The sequence below is a fragment of the Streptomyces halobius genome (assembly GCF_023277745.1).
Classification (GTDB): domain Bacteria; phylum Actinomycetota; class Actinomycetes; order Streptomycetales; family Streptomycetaceae; genus Streptomyces; species Streptomyces halobius.
This window is the reverse complement of the sequence record NZ_CP086322.1, coordinates 9,028,868-9,045,403: the sequence shown is the minus strand read 5'-3', so window position 1 is coordinate 9,045,403 and position 16,536 is coordinate 9,028,868. Positions and strand designations below refer to the sequence as shown.

Genomic DNA, 16,536 nt, shown 5'->3' with positions numbered 1-16,536 from the left:
CTCGCACGTCAGCTGAGGTCTTGGTCGAGGGCGAGGGCGATGAGCGCGTCGGGGTCCATGGCGGCGATGTCCTCGTCGGACGTCTCGGGGCGCGCCGGGTCGGAGGAGGCCGGGCCCGCGGGTTCGGCCAGCGCCAGCAGCGGGTCCAACAGCCCCGCCTCACGCAGCCGTCGCACGGGTACGGCGGCCAGGAGGCGCCGGACCTCCTCGTCTCCGCCGTCCCCCGCGGCGTCGGTTTCCGGTGGCTGCGGGGCGAGGCGCTCCAGCAGGAACTCGGTAACCGCCTGCGGTGTCGGGTAGTCGAAGACCAGAGTGGCGGGCAGCCGCAGCCCGGTAGCGGCGGCGATGCGGTTGCGGAACTCGATGGCGGTGAGCGAGTCGAAGCCCTGGCCGCGGAAGGACAGCGTCGGCTGCTGGACCTCGGACAGCGGGCAGTCGATGACGGACGCGGCGGTGTCGTAGATCAGCGCGAGGACCATCGTGCGCTGCTGCTCGGCGTCCTGCCCGGCCAGCGTGTCGGCAAGCCCGAGCCGAGCCGCCTTCGCTACGACCGCGGCCGCCCGCATGCCGGTGAGCACGGCCGGCAGCTCGGTGGCGCGGCGGACCGCGGCCCGGTCGACGACGGTGGCGAGGACATGCGGTTCGGTGCGGGTCAGCGCGGCATCGAACAGGGCCGTCGCGGTGTCCGGCTCCAGCGCGCCCATTCCGCGTCGCGCCATGCGCTGCGCATCGGCCGCGCTCATGTGCCGTGTCAGGTCGCTGCTCAGCTCCCACCGGCTCCACCCGATCGACACCGTCGGCTCGCCGCGTGTGCCGCGGAAGTGCGCGTAGCCGTCCAGGAAGCCGTTGGCGGCTGTGTAGGGCGACTGGCCCGGGTTGCCGAAGGCAGCGGTGGCCGAGGAGAACAGCAAGAACGCGTCCAGGTCGAGTCCGCGGGTCGCGGCGTCGAGGGCGATGACGCCCGCGGCCTTCGGAGCGAGCACTGCGGCGAGTTGGCAGGGGGTGACGGATTCGACGAGGGCGTCGTCGACGGCGCCCGCGGCGTGGATCACGGCGGTGAGCGGGTACGCGGGGTCGGCGCTCGCGGCCTCGACGGCGGCCTCGACGTCCGCCACCCGGGTGGCGTCGCCGCGGCACACGCTGACCAGCGCTCCCGCCGCGTCGAGCGCGGCGCGCAGTTCGTCGCCCACGACACCGTTCCGGCTCATCAGGACGAAGCGCCGTATGCCGTGGAGGCCCGCCAGGTGCCGGACGACCGCGTCGGCGACGGCCCCGGTGCCGCCGGTGATCAGCACCGTTCCGGCCGGGTTGAGCCGGCGGGGCAGGGTCAGGGCCCGCTTGCCCGTGTGCTGCGCCATGCTCAGGGTGCGGAAGACATCCTGAGTCCGGTGCACAGGCTCGGCGACCACCGGAAGCGGCTGGAGCGCGCCGGTGCGGAACAGGTCCAGCAAGCCGTCCAGCATCCGCCGTACGTGATCGGGCGCGATACGGGTCAGGTCGAACGCCTGGTACCGAAGGGCCGGGCGCGTGGTGGCGAGGGCAGTCGGATCGCGCAGGTCCGTCTTGCCCATTTCGATGAAACGCCCGCCCTCGGCGAGGAGGTCGAGCGAGGCGTCGGTGAACTCGTCGGCCAGCGCGTTGAGGACGACGTCGACCCCGCGTCCGCCGGTCACGGTGCGGAACTTCGCGGCGAAGCCGAGATCGCGGGACGAGGCGATGTGGTCGTCGTCGAGTCCCATGGCGCGCAGGGTGTCGTGCTTGGCGGGGGCGGCGGTGGCGTACACCTCGGCGCCGAGGTGCCGCGCCAGTTGGACGGCGGCCATGCCGACACCGCCGGTCGCCGCGTGGATCAGGACGCACTCGCCGCCACGCAGCCCGGCGAGTTCGGCCAGGGCGTGGTACGCCGTGCCGAACACCACCGGCACCGTCGCCGCCTGTTCGAAGGACCACTCGTCCGGGAAGGCCGCCGCCAGCCGTGCGTCGACGGTCAGAACGGGGCCGAAGGCACCGCCGTCCGGGACGAACGCCAGGACCCGGGTGCCCGGTTCGAACGGCGCGTCCGCGCCCGCCTCCAGCACCACGCCCGCGGCCTCGATGCCCATGACGCCGGGGTCGGGGTACATGCCGAGCGCGATCAGCACGTCGCGGAAGTTGACGCCGGCGCAGCGGACCGCGATCCGGATCTCGCCGGGCGCCAGCGGCCGGGTGTCGGCGTCCGTGACGACGGCGGTCAGCTGGTCAAGCGAACCGCCGCCGGCGGTCAGGTGCCAGGCCCCGGTGCCCGAAGGCGGCCTGGTCAGCTCCCGCAGCCGCGGGACCGTGGCGGTACCGTCCCAGGCCAGCTCGGCCTCGGCGTCGGCAAGCAGTGCCGCGAGGTCCTCGCCGGTCGGCTCGGCCTCCGGCGTGATGTCGACGAGCTGGATGCGGCCGGGGTGCTCCGCCTGCACACTGCGGACCATGCCCACCACGGTCGCGGCGGCCAGCTCCGCCGGCGTGCGCGGGGCCCGCGCCCCACGGGTCAGCACGGTCAACCGCGCCTCGTCCTCCTCGGCGCGGGCCGCCAGCCAGTTCTGGAGCCGCGTCAGTACCGCGGTGACCACGCCCGTCGCCAGGGCCGCGGCGTCCGCTGCCGCGGGGTCCACGAACGCGGCCACGTCGATCACCTCGCGCTGCACGTCACCGTCCTGCGCCGCCAAGACACGCACGACCGGGGTGGTCACCGGTCCGAGCGGGGTGACGGATGTCGCGGGGACGGCGGGCGGCTCGTGGGTGTCCCAGTGGATCTCGTACAGGGGCGGTGTTCCGCCGGGCGCGGTCAGCGCGGAGTGGGCGACCGGGCGCAGCGCCAGGGCCCCGATCGCGGCGAGCACGGCGCCGTCCTGGTCGGTGATGGTCACCGAGACCGACTGGGGGGCGCCGCCGGCTGCCAGCCGCACCCGCAGCACGCCGCCCTCCGTCACACGGTGCGCGGCGGGGGCGAACCGTGCGTCGGCGAAGCTGAACGGCAGCAGTACGGCACCGGTCCCGGAGGCGTCGCCGCCCACGCCGGGGACCGTGCCGAGCACCGCGGGGTGCAGGGCCGCGTCCAGCACGGCCGGGGGCAGCCCCGACCAGCGCGAGGACCCCTCCGGCACGGTGATCTCGGCGATCGCGGCCCCCTGCCCGTCCGACCAGGCACGGCTCACCAGGGCAAACGCCTCGCCGTACGCGTAGCCCCGCTCCCGCAGGCTGCCGTAGAGCACCGACGCCTGGAGGGCACCCGCGCCGGGAGCCGGGTGCGGGTACGTGGTGGCGGGCAGCGCGCCGAGGGGCGCCAGAACACCCGAGGCGTGCAGCGTCCACTCCGCCGGCGCGGCGCCTTCCTGCTCTGCATGCTCTTCCTGCTCGGCCGGCCGAGCGTGCACCCGGACCGTGCGGGCCCCCTCCTCCAGCGGGCCCACCGCCACCTGGACACTGTGCTCGCCGGTCAGCAGCAGGGGTGCGTGCAGCGTCAGTTCCGAGACTCCGTAAGCCCCCACGCCGTCGGCGGCTGTCTGCGCCAGTTCGAGCAGCAGCGTCCCTGGTACGAGGGGTACGCCCTCGATCGCGTGGTCGGTGAGCCACGGATGGGTGCGCGGGCCGACGACGCCGTTCGCCACGAACTCGTCCGTCCCGGCGAGGGAGGTCAGCGGACCAAGTACGGGGTGGGTGTGGGGGGCTGTGGCGGTGGTGGGGTTGAGCCAGTAGGTGGTGTGGGTGAAGGGGTGCGGGGGCAGCTCGACATGGGCGCCGTGCCGGGGGGCGGGCAGGGGCGCGGCATGGCCGTGGGCCCAGGCGCTGGCCCGGTGCAGGAGCAGGGTGCGTTCCTGGTCGGCGTCCCTGATCAGGCTGGGCAGGATCAGCGCGTCCTCGCCCCGGTCGGCGGTTTCGAGGATCTGCTCCAGGCTGGTGGTCAGGGTCGGGTGCGGGCTGATCTCGATGAACGTGTCACAGCTGGCGGCGAGTTCAGCGATCGTGGGAGCGAACCGGACCGGGCTGCGCAGATTCTCCAGCCAGTACTCCGCGGTCAGCCGGGCGGTGTCGAGGAGGCCACCGGTGACCGTGGAGTGGAAGGCGAGCTCACCCGCACGGGGCGCGGTCTTCGGCTGCCAGGCCAGAAGGTCGTCGGCGATCGCGTCGATCGAGGGATGGTGCGAGGCATACGCCACCTTGATCCGCCGCGCCCAGACACCCTCCCCCTCGGCCCGGGCCAACAGCGCCTCCAACTCCCCATCCGGCCCGGAAACCACCGTGCTTGAGGGCGAGTTGAATGCCGCGACCACCAGCCCCTCGCTCAGCCAGGGCGCCAGCCGCTGCGCGTCGGCGTTCACCGTCACCATGCCCGTACCCCCGGGCAACCGGGTGATCGCACGGGCCCGCGCCACCGACAACGCCAGCACATCCTCCAGCCCCAGCGCCCCGGCCACATACGCGGCCGCGATCTCTCCTTGGGAGTGTCCGACCACGGCGTCGGGCTCCACGCCCTGCGCCCGCCACCACGCCGCCAAGGACACGTTCACCGCGCACAGCGCCGGCTGTACCACCTCCGTGCGCGCCAACGCCTGTGCGTCCCCCAGCACCTCGAACAGATCCCACCCCGCCAGGTCCGCCAGGATCTGCCGGCACTCCTCCATGCGCTCGGCGAACGCCCCCGGCTTCTCCAGCAACTCCCGCGCCATGCCCGGCCACTGGCCGCCCTGCCCGGGGAAGACGAACACCGTCCCCGACCGGCGACCAGCCCGCGCGGCGACCACTCCCTCCTGCGCACGTCCCTGGGCCAGCGCGTCCACCCCGGCCACCAGCTCATCCCAGGTCCGGCCCACCACCGCCGCCCGGTGCTCGAAGACCGACCGCTCCACGGCGAACGTGTGCGCCACATCCCCCACCGACACACCCGATCCGGCCAACTCCCCCAGCCGAGCGGCCAAACGCTCCGCGTACTCCCCCAGTGCCTCACCACTACGCGCCGAGACCACCCACGCCACCGACTCCGGCTCCTCTCCTTCAGGCGGAGCAACGGCAGGGGCAGCAGGGGGTTGTTCAAGAATGAGATGAGCGTTGGTCCCGCTGATACCGAACGAAGAGACACCGGCACGACGGACCCGCTCGGCATCCTCCGGCCAGTCCCTGCCCTCGGTCAGCAGCCGAAGCGAGGAGCCCTCCCACTCCACATGCGTACTCGGCCGTTCCGCGTGCCGGGTCGGCGGCAGATACCCGTACCGGAACGCGCCCAGCACCTTGACGATCCCGGCCATCCCCGCAGCCGCCTGCGCATGCCCCACATTCGACTTCACCGACCCCAACCACAACGGCCGCTCACGCCCCGCGTCATACACTCCCTGCAACGCCTGCGCCTCGATCGGGTCCCCCAGCCGCGTCCCCGTTCCATGCGCCTCCACCACGTCCACATCACCCGGCGCCAGCCCCGCATCCGCCAGCGCCGCCCGGATCACCCGCTGCTGCGCCGGACCATTCGGCGCCGTGAGCCCGTTACTCGCCCCATCCGAATTCACCGCACTACCCCGCACCACCCCCAACACCGGATGCCCCGCCGCCAGCGCGTCCTCCAACCGCTCCAGCACCAACACCGCGGCACCCTCGGCCAGGCCGAACCCCGCAGCATCCGCCGAAAACGCCCGGCACCGCCCATCCGGCGACAACGCCCCCTGCCGCGAAAACTCCACAAACAACCCCGGCGACGACATCACCGTCGCCGCACCCGCCAACGCCAACGACGACTCCCCACGCCGCAACGACGCCACCGCCAAATGCACCGCCACCAACGACGACGAGCACGCCGTATCCACCGTCACCGACGGCCCACCCAAACCCAGCACATACGACAACCGCCCCGACGCCACACTCGGCGACGTCCCCGTCATGAGATAACCCGAGACGCCCGTGGATCCGTGGGAGAGCCCAGGGCCGTATTCACTGGGGAACTCCCCCATGAACACGCCTACTTGTTCGCCGGAGAGCGTGGCCGGGACGATCCCGGCGTTCTCCAGGGCCTCCCACGAGCACTCCAGCAACAGCCGCTGCTGCGGATCCATCCCCAACGCCTCACGCGGCGAAATCCCGAAGAACCCCGCGTCAAACCCACCCGCATCCGCCAGAAACGACCCAGCGGACACCACACCCCCACCGAACACCCCCGCATCCCACCCACGATCCAACGGCACCCCCGACACCGCCTCACGCCCCGAAACCACCACATCCCACAGGTCCTCAAGACCCGCCACACCACCCGCAAACCGGCACCCCACACCCACCACCGCAACCTCACCCCCGGCTGCGGAGTCAGGGGTGCGCGCGATCGTGCGCACGGTCGTGCGCGCGGTGTCGGCGGGCTCGCCGGCGAGGTCGCGGCGGAGGAAGTCGACGAGGAGGGCGGGGCGGGGGTGGTCGAAGACGGCGTTGGCCGGCACGGCGACACCGGTGGCCTCGGAGAGCCGACTGGCCAGTTCGACGGCGCTCACCGAGTCGAAGCCGAGCTCCTTGAAGTTCTTGTGCTCGTCGATGGCGTCGGGACCGCTGTGCCCGAGGACGGCGGCAGCGGTGGCCCGCACGAGGGTGGTGAGCCGCTCCTGGAGCGCCGAGGCGTCTGCCCCGGAGAGCGGCGCGGGCCCGGCGCCCTGCTGCACATCGGGTACATCGGGTACATCGGCAGACTCCTCAGCTGCTTCCCGCGCCTGCGGGGCTGCCCCGGGCATGCGCGCATCGGGCGCCCAGTACGGCGTGTGGGTGAAGGCGTAGCCGGGCAGCCGGGGCCGGTCGGCGGCGCGGGCCGGCACCGCTGGGCGCCAGTCCACCGGGAGACCGCGGACGTACAGGGCCGCGAGGGCGCTCATGAAGGTGCGGGACTCCTCCGCTCCCTTGCGGAGCAGGGGGACGACGACGGCGCCGGCGTCTTTCGCCGCCTCGGCCGCCATGGAGGTCAGGACGGCGTCCGGGCCCACCTCGACGAGCGTGCGCACGTCGTCCCGCCGGAGGAGGGTGTGCACGCCGTCGGCGAAGCGCACGGCCTCGCGGACATGCCGGGTCCAGTACTCGGTGTCGAGCACGGCGTCGCCGGTGACCGTCTCGCCGGTGAGGTGGGACAGGAACGGGATGCGGGCGGGCCGGTTCTCGACGGTGCGCGCGATCGCGGCGAAGTCGTCGAGCATGGCGTCGAGGAGCGGCGAGTGCGCGGCGACGCCGACGTTGAGCAGTCGGGCCCTGCGGCCCTCGCGGGTCCAGCGCGCGACCAGTTCGCGCACGGTCTCGTCGAGGCCGGAGACGACGACGGAGGCGGGGCCGTTGACCGCGGCCACGTCGACGGTCCCGGCGTACTCGGCGAGCGCCGTCCGGACCTCGTCCTCGTCGGCCTGTACCGACGCCATCGAGCCGGCCGCCCCGGCCTGCTGCATCAGCGTCCCGCGGGCGACGACCAGGCGGCAGGCGTCGTCCAGGCCGAGCATGCCGGCGCAGCAGGCGGCGGCCAGCTCGCCGATGGAGTGGCCCGCGACCCGGTCGGGGGTGACGCCCCAGTCGGCCACGGTGCGGAACAGGGCGACCTCGACGACGAAGAGGGCCGCCTGGGTGCAGTCGGTGCGGTCGATGAGTTCGCTGCCGGCGCCCGAGCCCAGGAACAGCTCGGTCATCGACAGATCGCTGTAGCGGTCCATGACCGCGCAGACCGCGGTCAGGTGGGCGGCGAACCCGGGGTGGCGGGCGGCGAGTTCGCGTCCCATGCCGGCCCGCTGGCTGCCCTGGCCGCTGAAGAGGAACGCGACGGCGCCGGGCTCCTCGGTGGCCCGCCCGGTCACGACGCGGGCGGACGGCAGCCCGTCGCGCAGCGCCTCCAGACCCTCACGGACCTCGTCTGCCGTGTCGCCGAGGACCGTCGCCCGGTGGTCGAACTCCGCGCGTCCGGCGAGGAGTTCCGCGGCCGTCGCCCCGAGGTCGGAGTCCTGCGCGGTGCGCAGGTGGGTCAGCAGACGGTCGGCCTGGCCGAGCAGGGACGGCCGGCTGTGGGCGGTGAGGACCAGAGGTACGGGCAGGCCTTTCCCGGCGCCCTCCGTGGTGCGGCCGGGGGCCGGGTCCGCGTCCGCCGACCGGGCCGGGGCGGGGCGCTCGGCGAGGAGGACGTGGCAGTTGGTGCCGCCCAGGCCGATGGAGGTGACGCCGGCCACCAAGCGCTCCTCGGGCCGCGGCCACGGGCCCTCGGCGACCGTTACCGACAGCCCGGACGCCCCGAGGTCGATGGCGGGGTTGGGCTGCGCGAAGTGCAGGCTGGGCACGAGACGGCGCTTGCTGATCGAGAGGGCGGTCTTGATCAGGCCGAGGACTCCCGAGGCCGCCTCCAGGTGGCCGATGTTGGTCTTGACCGAGCCGATGGCGAGGCGTCCGGTGCGCTCGGGGTGGCGGCCGAGGACGGCGGCGAGCGCCTCCGCCTCGACGGGGTCGCCGAGCCGGGTCCCGGTGCCGTGCGCCTCGACGTACTGCACCTCGGCGCCGGTGACTCCGGAGGCGCGGTGGGCGGCGCGCAGCAGCCGGATCTGGGCGTCGGTGTCGGGGGTGGTCAGACCGTGCCCGCCGCCGTCGTTGTTGGCGGCGGACCCGAGGATCACCGCGTACAGCGGGTCGCCGTCGCGCAGCGCCAGGTCCAGGCGCTTGAGCAGGACGACCCCGACGCCCTCGCCGCGGGCGAATCCGTCGGCCGCCGCGTCGAAGGCCCGGCTCTTCCCGGACGGCGACAGGGCGCCGATCCGCGCGGCGTTGACGGCGCCCGCCGGGCTGAGGTTCAGCTGCACACCGCCGGCGAGCGCGAGGTCGATCTGCCCCGCGAGCAGCCCGCTCACCGCGGTGTCCACGGCCACGAGGGAGGACGACTGGGCCGTGTCGAGGACCATGCTGGGGCCGCGCAGGCCGAGGAAGTACGAGATCCGGTTGGCGATGATGCCCCGGTTCAGCCCGCTCATCGCGTGGGTGTCGGCGCCGCCGCCGAGCAGTACGGCGTAGTCGGCGGAGGTGCAGCCGAGGAAGACTCCGGTCCGGGTGTCGCGCAGGGTGTCCGGGTCGATGCCGGCGTCCTCCACGGCGTGCCAGCTCGCTTCGAGCGCCAGGCGCTGTTGCGGGTCCATGCCTGCGGCCTCGCGCGGGGCGATGCGGAAGAAGTCGGCGTCGAAGCCGGAGACGTCGGCGAGATATCCGCCGAAGCGCGCTCCCGGCGCGGACCCGTCGTCGACCGCGTCCGGGGACCAGCGGTCCGTGGGGACCTCGCCGACCGCGTCGCCACCGCCCGCCAGCAACTCCCAGAGTTCCGCCGCCGATCCGGCGCCCGGGACGCGGCAGGCCATGCCGATGACGGCGACCTGGTGACGCGGGTCGGTGCCCGCGTCGTGCCGGTTCGTCGATGCGAGGGGGCGCGTCATGACCTGTCGTTTCCTTCCACCTGGGACTGATCGCTCCGTGGTCCGCTTTCCGTGCGCGTGCTTCACGGCGGGTCGATCTCGTGCGCCAGGGCGGCCGGGGTGGGCGCGCCGAACAGGTCGGCCAACTTCAGCGTCACGCCCAGTTCCTGCTCGATCCGCTGCAGCAGCCGGGCGCCCAGCAGCGAGTGCCCTCCGCTGTCGAAGAAGTGGGAGGCGGGGTGCAGCCCGCTGGTGCCGGTGGTCTCCTCGAAGAGCGCCACGAGCGTGCGCACCGTGGGGTCGGTGACCTCGGCGGCGGACGGCTGCTCGTCCTGCCGTACGGCCGCACGGGCCAGTTCGGCGACGGCTGCCCGGTCGACGGTGCCGTACGGGGTGGTGGGGATTGCCGGGCAGGCATGGACGCACAACGCGTCCAGCGGCACGGGGACGAGGCGGCGCAGGACGGCGGTCGCCTCCGCCGCGCTCGCGCCGCCGTCGGTGACCGCGAGCACCAGCCGGGCCTCCTCGCCGACGCGGACCACGTCGGCCGCCGCGGCCGTGACGGCGCCGGTCGCGCACAGGGCTTCCTCGACCAGATCGAGGCGGAGCTGCACACCCCGGACCACGGTCTTGGGGGCGGCGCGGCCGGTCAGTTCAAGGCCGCCGTCGGCCAGGCGGCGCCCGTGCACGGCGGTCCTGTGCATCGCCCCGTGCCGCGGATGCCGGACGCGATGGGCCCGGGTGCCCTCGCCGCCCGCGGTGCCGACGACGCACAACTCGCCGAGAACCAGCGCGGGATACTCGCGGCCCCCCTTGGAAGCCACCGTCAGGGCGGCGCCCTCGGCGGCGACGAACCGGCCGTCCTCCGCGGAGGCGGCGTACACGACCGGGCCGCCCGGCGCGAGGGTCTGGGCGAGTGTGCCTCCGGCGCGGGTCACGGTTTCGGCGAGCGACGGCGCGGGAGCGTCTCCGGTCACCAGGAACCGCCGGCCGGCGATCTTCTCGCCGAGCCGCTCGGCCAGGGCGCGGGCGCGCGGTGCCGGAACCTGCAGGACGGTCAGGTCATGGCCGACGACGACATCGGCCAGGGCCTGCGGGTCGGCCGCGGTGGTGGCGTCCGCGGCGTAGGCGGTGCCGCCCGCGCACACGGCCAGCAGGAGTTCGACGACGGAGGTCGCCAGGGTCGGCTCCCCCGACCACAGCACCCGCTCGCTCCCGGCGTCGCCCAGGAGCCGCTCCGCTTCCGCGATGCCGGCCGTGAGCTGGGCCCAGGTCAGCACGGAGGCGTGCGCGCCGCCGGCCGCGGCGGTGTCCGGAGTGCGCAGGGTGACGGCGTCCGGGGCGGGCGCGGAGGCATCGGTCTCGGTGTCGTAGGCGGGGCCCACCTGCGGGATGTGCAGCACGCGGGGGCCGGTGAGGGCCTCGTCGTCGGTGAGCAGGAGCGTCCCCTCGGGGGCGTCGGGCGTTCCGGGGGCGGCCAGGTGCACCTGGGTTCCGGCCAGCCAGGCGCCGAACAGGCCGGCCGCGGCGCGCGGGCCGCGCCGGGCGGTGAGCACGATGCTGCTCCCGGGCTCCGCCCCGGCCTGGCGCAGCACCGTCGCCGTGTGCCCGGCCGCGGCCCGTAGCTCCTGGTACGTCACGCTGCCGTGGTCGTCCACGACGGCCGGGCGGGCCGGGTGGCGGAGGCAGGCCTCGGCGAAGCGGCCCAGCGGGTCGGGGCCGGGAAGCCGGAGCACGCCCTCGCGACCGGCCGGGACGATCTCCTCGTCGCGTTGCGCCCACGGGCGGATCTCCCCGACCGTCGCCTCCGGGTGGGCCGTGACGGCGTCGAGAACGGTGAGGTAGCGGTCGACGAGGAACTCGACGTCCTCGGTGGACAGCACGTCGACGAAGTGCAGCGCGCGCAGCCGCAGCCGGCCGGGCGCGTACGAGAGGAAGAACTCCAGGTCGAACTTGCTGTAGCCGTTCTCGGCGGTGAGCGGACGCGCCCGCAGGCCGCCGATGGCGGCGTCGTCGGCCTGCTCGTACGGCACCAGGTTGAACATGTGCCGGAAGATGCCGTTGCGCCAGCTGGAGGTGGAGCCGGCCAGCCGGGCGGAGACGTCGTCGATGGAGGTGCTCCCGTGTTCGAGGGCGCCGAAGTGGGCCTGTGCCACCCGGGCGGCGAGCGCGGAGAACGGCTCGGCGAAGCGCACCTTGGCACGCACCGGGACGGTGTTGACGTGGTAGCCGATGGCGCCGGCGTGCGCCCGGTCACGCATGTTGAGCGGGGAGCCGACGACGATGTCCGGCCCCGCGCCGTGCAGGGCCAGCAGCGTGAAGTAGGCGGCGAGCAGGATCGCCGATTCCGGGACCCGCAGCCGGGTGGCCAGGTCCTCTACGGCGAGCGCTGTGGCCTCGGGGAACTCCCGCCAGACCTGTCCGCCACGCAGGCTGGGCCGGCAGGGGTCGGGGGCGCCGATGAGCAGACCCAGCCGGGTGGCGTCGAATCCGGTCAGCCGCTCGAACCAGTACCGGGTGCCTTCCTCGGTCGGGGCGGGCTCGGTGAAGGCGGGCACTTCCGTGGTCACCGGGGTCTGGCCGCGGTGGCCGGCGTCGTAGGCCTCCATCAGCTCGCGGAACATGATCTGCGCCGAGGCCGCGTCGTGGACCAGGTGGTGGACGACGACGCAGAGGACCGCCTGCCGACCGCCCGTGGCGCGCCGGTGGCCGACCCGCACCAGGGTGCCGCCGTCGAGTGCGAACGGCTCCTCCATGAACGCCCGCAGCGCCTCGTCGTCGTCCGGGAGGTCCTGGACGACGACCTTGTGGTCGCCCGGTTCGAGGACTTCCTTGACCAGGCCGATGTGCTTGTGGTGGAAGACGGTGCGCAGCGCCGGATGCCGGGCGATCACTGCGTCGACGGCCGCCTGCAGCAGCCCGGGGTCCAGGTCTCCGTCGATCGCGACGGCAGTCGGTACGTTGTTCACGCCGCCGCCGGGCACGAGTTGGTCGAGAAGCCACAGCGCGGACTCCTTCTTGCTCGCGGAGTCCAGACGGCGCCTGCGGGTCAGGCCGAGCGCACGGGCCGCGTCGTACGCACGCTTGGTGTCCTGCTCAGCGGTCGGCATGATGGCTCCTCTCGGGGGCACTCAGTAGAGCTCCACGGCGCCGGCCACCGCGTCGGCGGCGCAGGCACTGGCCAGGAGCTGTGCGTGGGGTACGGGGCAGTCGACGCGGTCGGCGCCGCAGTCGGCCCACCGGGTGGGCTGGGCGGAGCTGACCACGGTCGCCCGGCTCCAGGCCGGTTCGGCGAAGAGGCGGCCGGCCGCGCTGGAGTACTGCAGATACCTGACGAAGGCCGAGGTCAGCTGGTCCGCGATGTCCTCGTCGAGTCCCGAGGAGCGGCAGGCCGTGCGGGCCGCCGTCGTGTAGATGCCCCGGAGCTCCCCCGCCAGGTCGGGGACGTCGGCGGCTGCGGCCTCGGACGTGTCGAGCCGGTCGAGAGCGTCGCGCAGTTGCTCCGCGGTGAGCATCGACCCAAGGCCCTCGACAGCCGACCGGGCGTCCGTCGCCAGGCCGTCGACGAGGGGCGGTTCGGGGTCGAACAGCAGGACCGGAACGGGCTCGCCGGTGGCCCGGGACAGCCGCTCGGCGAGTTCGGCCGCGAAGACGCCGCCTATGCAGTACCCGAGCACCGCGTCCACCCTGGTACCGGAGAGCCCCGGGTCGGACAGCCAGAAGTCGAGGTAGCCCTCGGCGTCGGGTCGGCCGGTGTCGGGCTGGCGGGTCTCCCACACCGCCCAGGACGAGGGCAGGACGGATGCGAGGTCGCTGAACGTGGCCTCCGGACGTCCGGTGAGCGCGTAGTCCACGGCCAGCACCAAGGTGTCGGCGCCGGGAGCCGAACGCAGCGGGCGCCAGGTGGACGTGCCGTCTTCTGTCATCGGATCAGCGCTCGCTCGTGGTGGGGAGGCTCTCGAACACGGAGTGGCCGGTGGCGAGGCGGATGACCCGCTCCACCGTCAGCCCGGCCTCTTCGAGCTGGGCGATCTGGCCCTCCTCGGTGCGTCCCTCGGTGCCGTCCTGGGAGACGGTCATCTGGAACAGGGCGCGCATCCAGTCGGCCTCCTGCTCGATGAGCGGCTCGATGACCAGCAGGCGGGGGGCCCGGCCCCCCGGCTGCTCGGCCGTCCCGGTCAGGGCGGCCCGGATGTTGCGCAGGATCCGCACGGAGGACTCGGGGTTCCAGTTGTGCAGGACGTTCTTGAGCGTGTAGAGGTCGTAGCCGCCCGGGACCTTGCTCAGGATGTCGGTCTCGACGTAGGAGAGCCGCTCCAGCAGGTCCGTGCTGCCGATCCGCCGCAGATCGGCCGCGGCGCGCGCGCAGGTGTCGGCCCGCTCCCCCACGATGCCGGTCAGATGGGGGTGCGCCAGCAGGAGGCCCTTGAGCAGGGCCCCCCGGCCGCCACCGAGGTCGATCACCGACCGCACCGCGGAGAAGTCGTAGGTCCGCGCCAGTTCGGCGGAGACCGGCCGGGTGAGGTCCTCCATCGCGTTGTCGTAGAGGTCGGCGTCCTCCGGATGCTTTTCGAGGTAGCCGTAGATGTTCGTGCCGTGCAGGGCGCGGAAGGCCGACCCACCGGTGCGCGCGGTGTGCAGGACGTTGCCGAAGGTGTCGGTGTACAGGCCGGCCGCGAGGATGACGTAGTGGCGCATCGACTGCGGGTGGTCGTCGCGCAGCCGGTGCGAGAGGGGGCTGTTGGCGAACTTCCCGTCGCCGAGGTGGGCGAAGACGCCGAGCGCGGACAGCGAACGCAGTATCGCCTGCAGGGCGTCGGCGTCGGCGCCGACCCGCTCCGCGATTTCCTGATAGGTCATCGTGCTGTCACCCAGCTCGTCGGCCACCTGCAACCTGGCTGCCGCCTCAAGGGTTTTGGAGAACCAGCCCATCCCGGAAAGCTGCATCAGGTCCAGGTCCATGGGGTACGAATCCTTTCGGCGTTCTCGGTCCTTGCGGAGATTCAGCGCGCTACTGGCGAATGCAAGGGTCCGGGGGAGACTTCGCTGAAGTTGGTTGGTTCCCGACGGGGAAACCGTGCTTGGAACGATAAGGAAAGCGAGGGGCCCGGCCTCAACCCCTACCGGCCCCTAGCCGGGGCCATGGAAGGAATAGGGGAAGGAATAGGGGATCGTGGCGCTTGGTCGGCGCGGTCGCCGGATCGTAGCGTCATGGCATCGGCGAACACGCCTTCCCCGAGGCCAGAGGCTAGGAGCAATGGGTGAGTGACGACGACCCTCAAGAAGGCCTGGCGATACTGCTGGCGAATGCCAGACTGGACATTCCCCGCGAGCGCTGGGAGGCACTGGACATGCGGCGGGCCGGGCTCCTGTGGTCGGCCACCGAACTCGGCCGGGTGGACCTCGGACGCACCCCCGTGGCCGGCTCCTTCAGCCCCTCCTGGGGTAGCGGCACATGAGCCTCTTCGAGCTGACGCTGACGCAGGCCGACGAGGCCCTCACGCGGGGCGACCTGAGCCCGACCGAGCTGCTGCGCGCGTTCCTGGACCGGGCCGACGAGGTCGACCCGAAGTGCGGAGTCCTGGCCGCGCGGTTCGACGACGCCGCCTTCACGGCTGCGGAGCAGGCCGAGAAGCGGATCGCCCGCGGTGAGCGCCGAGGCCGGCTCGACGGCATTCCGCTCACCGTCAAGTCCCTCTACGACGTCGCCGGCCTGCCCACGTCCGCCGGTTCCGCGGTGCGGACGGGCCCGGCGGCCGAGCGGGACGCCGACGCCGTCGCCGCCCTCCGCGAGGCCGGCGCGGTCATCTTCGCCACCACCCGGATGGACGAGTTCGGGTTGGGCGTCGACTGTCCGGCGACGACCAACCCGAGGGCGCCGGAACGCGACACGGGCGGTTCCAGCGGTGGAGCCGCCGCAGCGGTGGTCACGGGCGTCAGCCCCGTCGCCCTCGGCAGCGACACCGGCGGCTCGGTACGCATCCCGGCCGCGCACTGCGGCGCGGTCGGCTTCAAACCCACCTACGGGACGATCAGCACCACCGGGATGGTGCCGCTGTCCTGGTCCCTCGACCATGTCGGAGCGCTCGGCCGGTCGGTGCGCGACTGCGCGACGGTCATCGGCGCCCTGTCCGGCACCACACTGCCCGACGCCGCGCGCACGACTCTCGCGGGCCGGCGCGTGGGCCTGGCCACCGGGCCGCTGTTCAACCAGGTCTCCGGCGAGGTGGCCGACAACGTCGAGCGGGCCCGGCGGCTGCTGACGAAGACAGGCGTCGAGGTGGCGCCGATCGAGCTGCCGTTTGCCGAACTGGTCAGCCACGCGGTCCGCATCATCATGATGTCCGAGGCGAGTTCCTTCCACCGGCCCTACATGGCCGAGCAGTTCGACGCCTACGGCTCGACAGTTCGGCAGCGTCTGGAAGAGGGCTCGCTGGTGCCCGCCCGGGACTACATCGACGCGCAGCGGTTCCGTGCCAAGGTGCTCCACGCGTGGCGCGAGGCGTGGCAGGACGTCGACGCCGTGCTGATGCCGACGACGGCCGTGGCCGCCGTGCCCCGGGGGGAGTTCTGGCTGCCGATGGAGGACGGCCGGACCGACCTCACGCCCTTCGCCTACACGCGCTTCACGCACCTCGCGAACCTCACGGGACTGCCGGCCGTCAGCCTGCCGTTCGGGACCAGTCAGGACGGCGTGCCGTTCGGCCTCCAGTTGCTCGGCCGTCCGCACGACGAGCAGACACTCGTCGCCGTGGCTCACGAGATCGAGACACTGGCAGGCGGCCCCTGGCCACAGGCCACCTCGGACTCGCTGCCGACCGCCAGTGGAGCCTGAGCCGACCAGGCAGTACGTCACCAGAGCCGGCCGGCCCTCGGACCCCCGCCGAGGGCCGGCCTCACCACGTTCGTACGGCCCAGGAACGGCTCCCCCGTCCCGCCGGGCCCGTCCCGCCGGGCCAGGTCACGGCGGCCGGATCTGCCGCGGCCTCCGCAGGCGCGGTCGTATCGCCCCCAAGGCTTGGCCACGTCTTCTCCCACCGTCGCACGACCGGCCGGACGCACGCCGGCACCTGCTGCCGACGAGCTCAACGATTTACCGAGAATTCATATTGCGTAACGCGAG

6 protein-coding genes are annotated in these 16,536 nt (G+C 73.3%); 2 read left to right on the top strand and 4 right to left on the bottom strand.

Annotated elements, in window-relative coordinates:
- Positions 1 to 8: 8 nt before the first annotated feature.
- The 4 genes from K9S39_RS41000 to K9S39_RS40985 form a co-directional block, all read right to left on the bottom strand.
- Positions 9 to 9,434 carry a type I polyketide synthase gene (locus tag K9S39_RS41000; protein ID WP_248868371.1) on the bottom strand — a complete coding sequence of 3,142 codons (9,426 nt, stop codon included), beginning with the start codon at positions 9,432 to 9,434 and terminating at the stop codon, positions 9 to 11.
- 62 nt (positions 9,435 to 9,496) lie between these two features.
- Positions 9,497 to 12,523: a condensation domain-containing protein gene (locus K9S39_RS40995; RefSeq protein WP_248868368.1), complete on the bottom strand. Its 3,027-nt coding sequence runs from the start codon at positions 12,521 to 12,523 to the stop codon at positions 9,497 to 9,499.
- A 21-nt stretch (positions 12,524 to 12,544) separates the two neighbouring features.
- Positions 12,545 to 13,339, bottom strand: coding sequence for a dienelactone hydrolase family protein (locus K9S39_RS40990; RefSeq protein WP_248868367.1), 795 nt, complete (start codon positions 13,337 to 13,339; stop codon positions 12,545 to 12,547).
- A gap of 4 nt (positions 13,340 to 13,343) precedes the next feature.
- Complete coding sequence (locus tag K9S39_RS40985) at positions 13,344 to 14,375, bottom strand: acetylserotonin O-methyltransferase (protein ID WP_248868365.1); 1,032 nt, start codon at positions 14,373 to 14,375, stop codon at positions 13,344 to 13,346.
- Between the two features lie 299 nt (positions 14,376 to 14,674).
- Between K9S39_RS40985 and K9S39_RS40980 the strand changes: the two genes are divergently transcribed.
- Both K9S39_RS40980 and K9S39_RS40975 read left to right on the top strand, forming a co-directional pair.
- Positions 14,675 to 14,872, top strand: a complete 198-nt coding sequence (locus K9S39_RS40980; protein WP_248868363.1) for a hypothetical protein — start codon at positions 14,675 to 14,677, stop codon at positions 14,870 to 14,872.
- A complete protein-coding gene (locus K9S39_RS40975; protein ID WP_248868361.1) occupies positions 14,869 to 16,248 on the top strand; it encodes an amidase in 1,380 nt (459 codons plus the stop codon). The genes K9S39_RS40980 and K9S39_RS40975 overlap by 4 nt, the downstream gene beginning before the upstream one ends.
- The last annotated feature ends 288 nt before the right edge of the window (positions 16,249 to 16,536 follow it).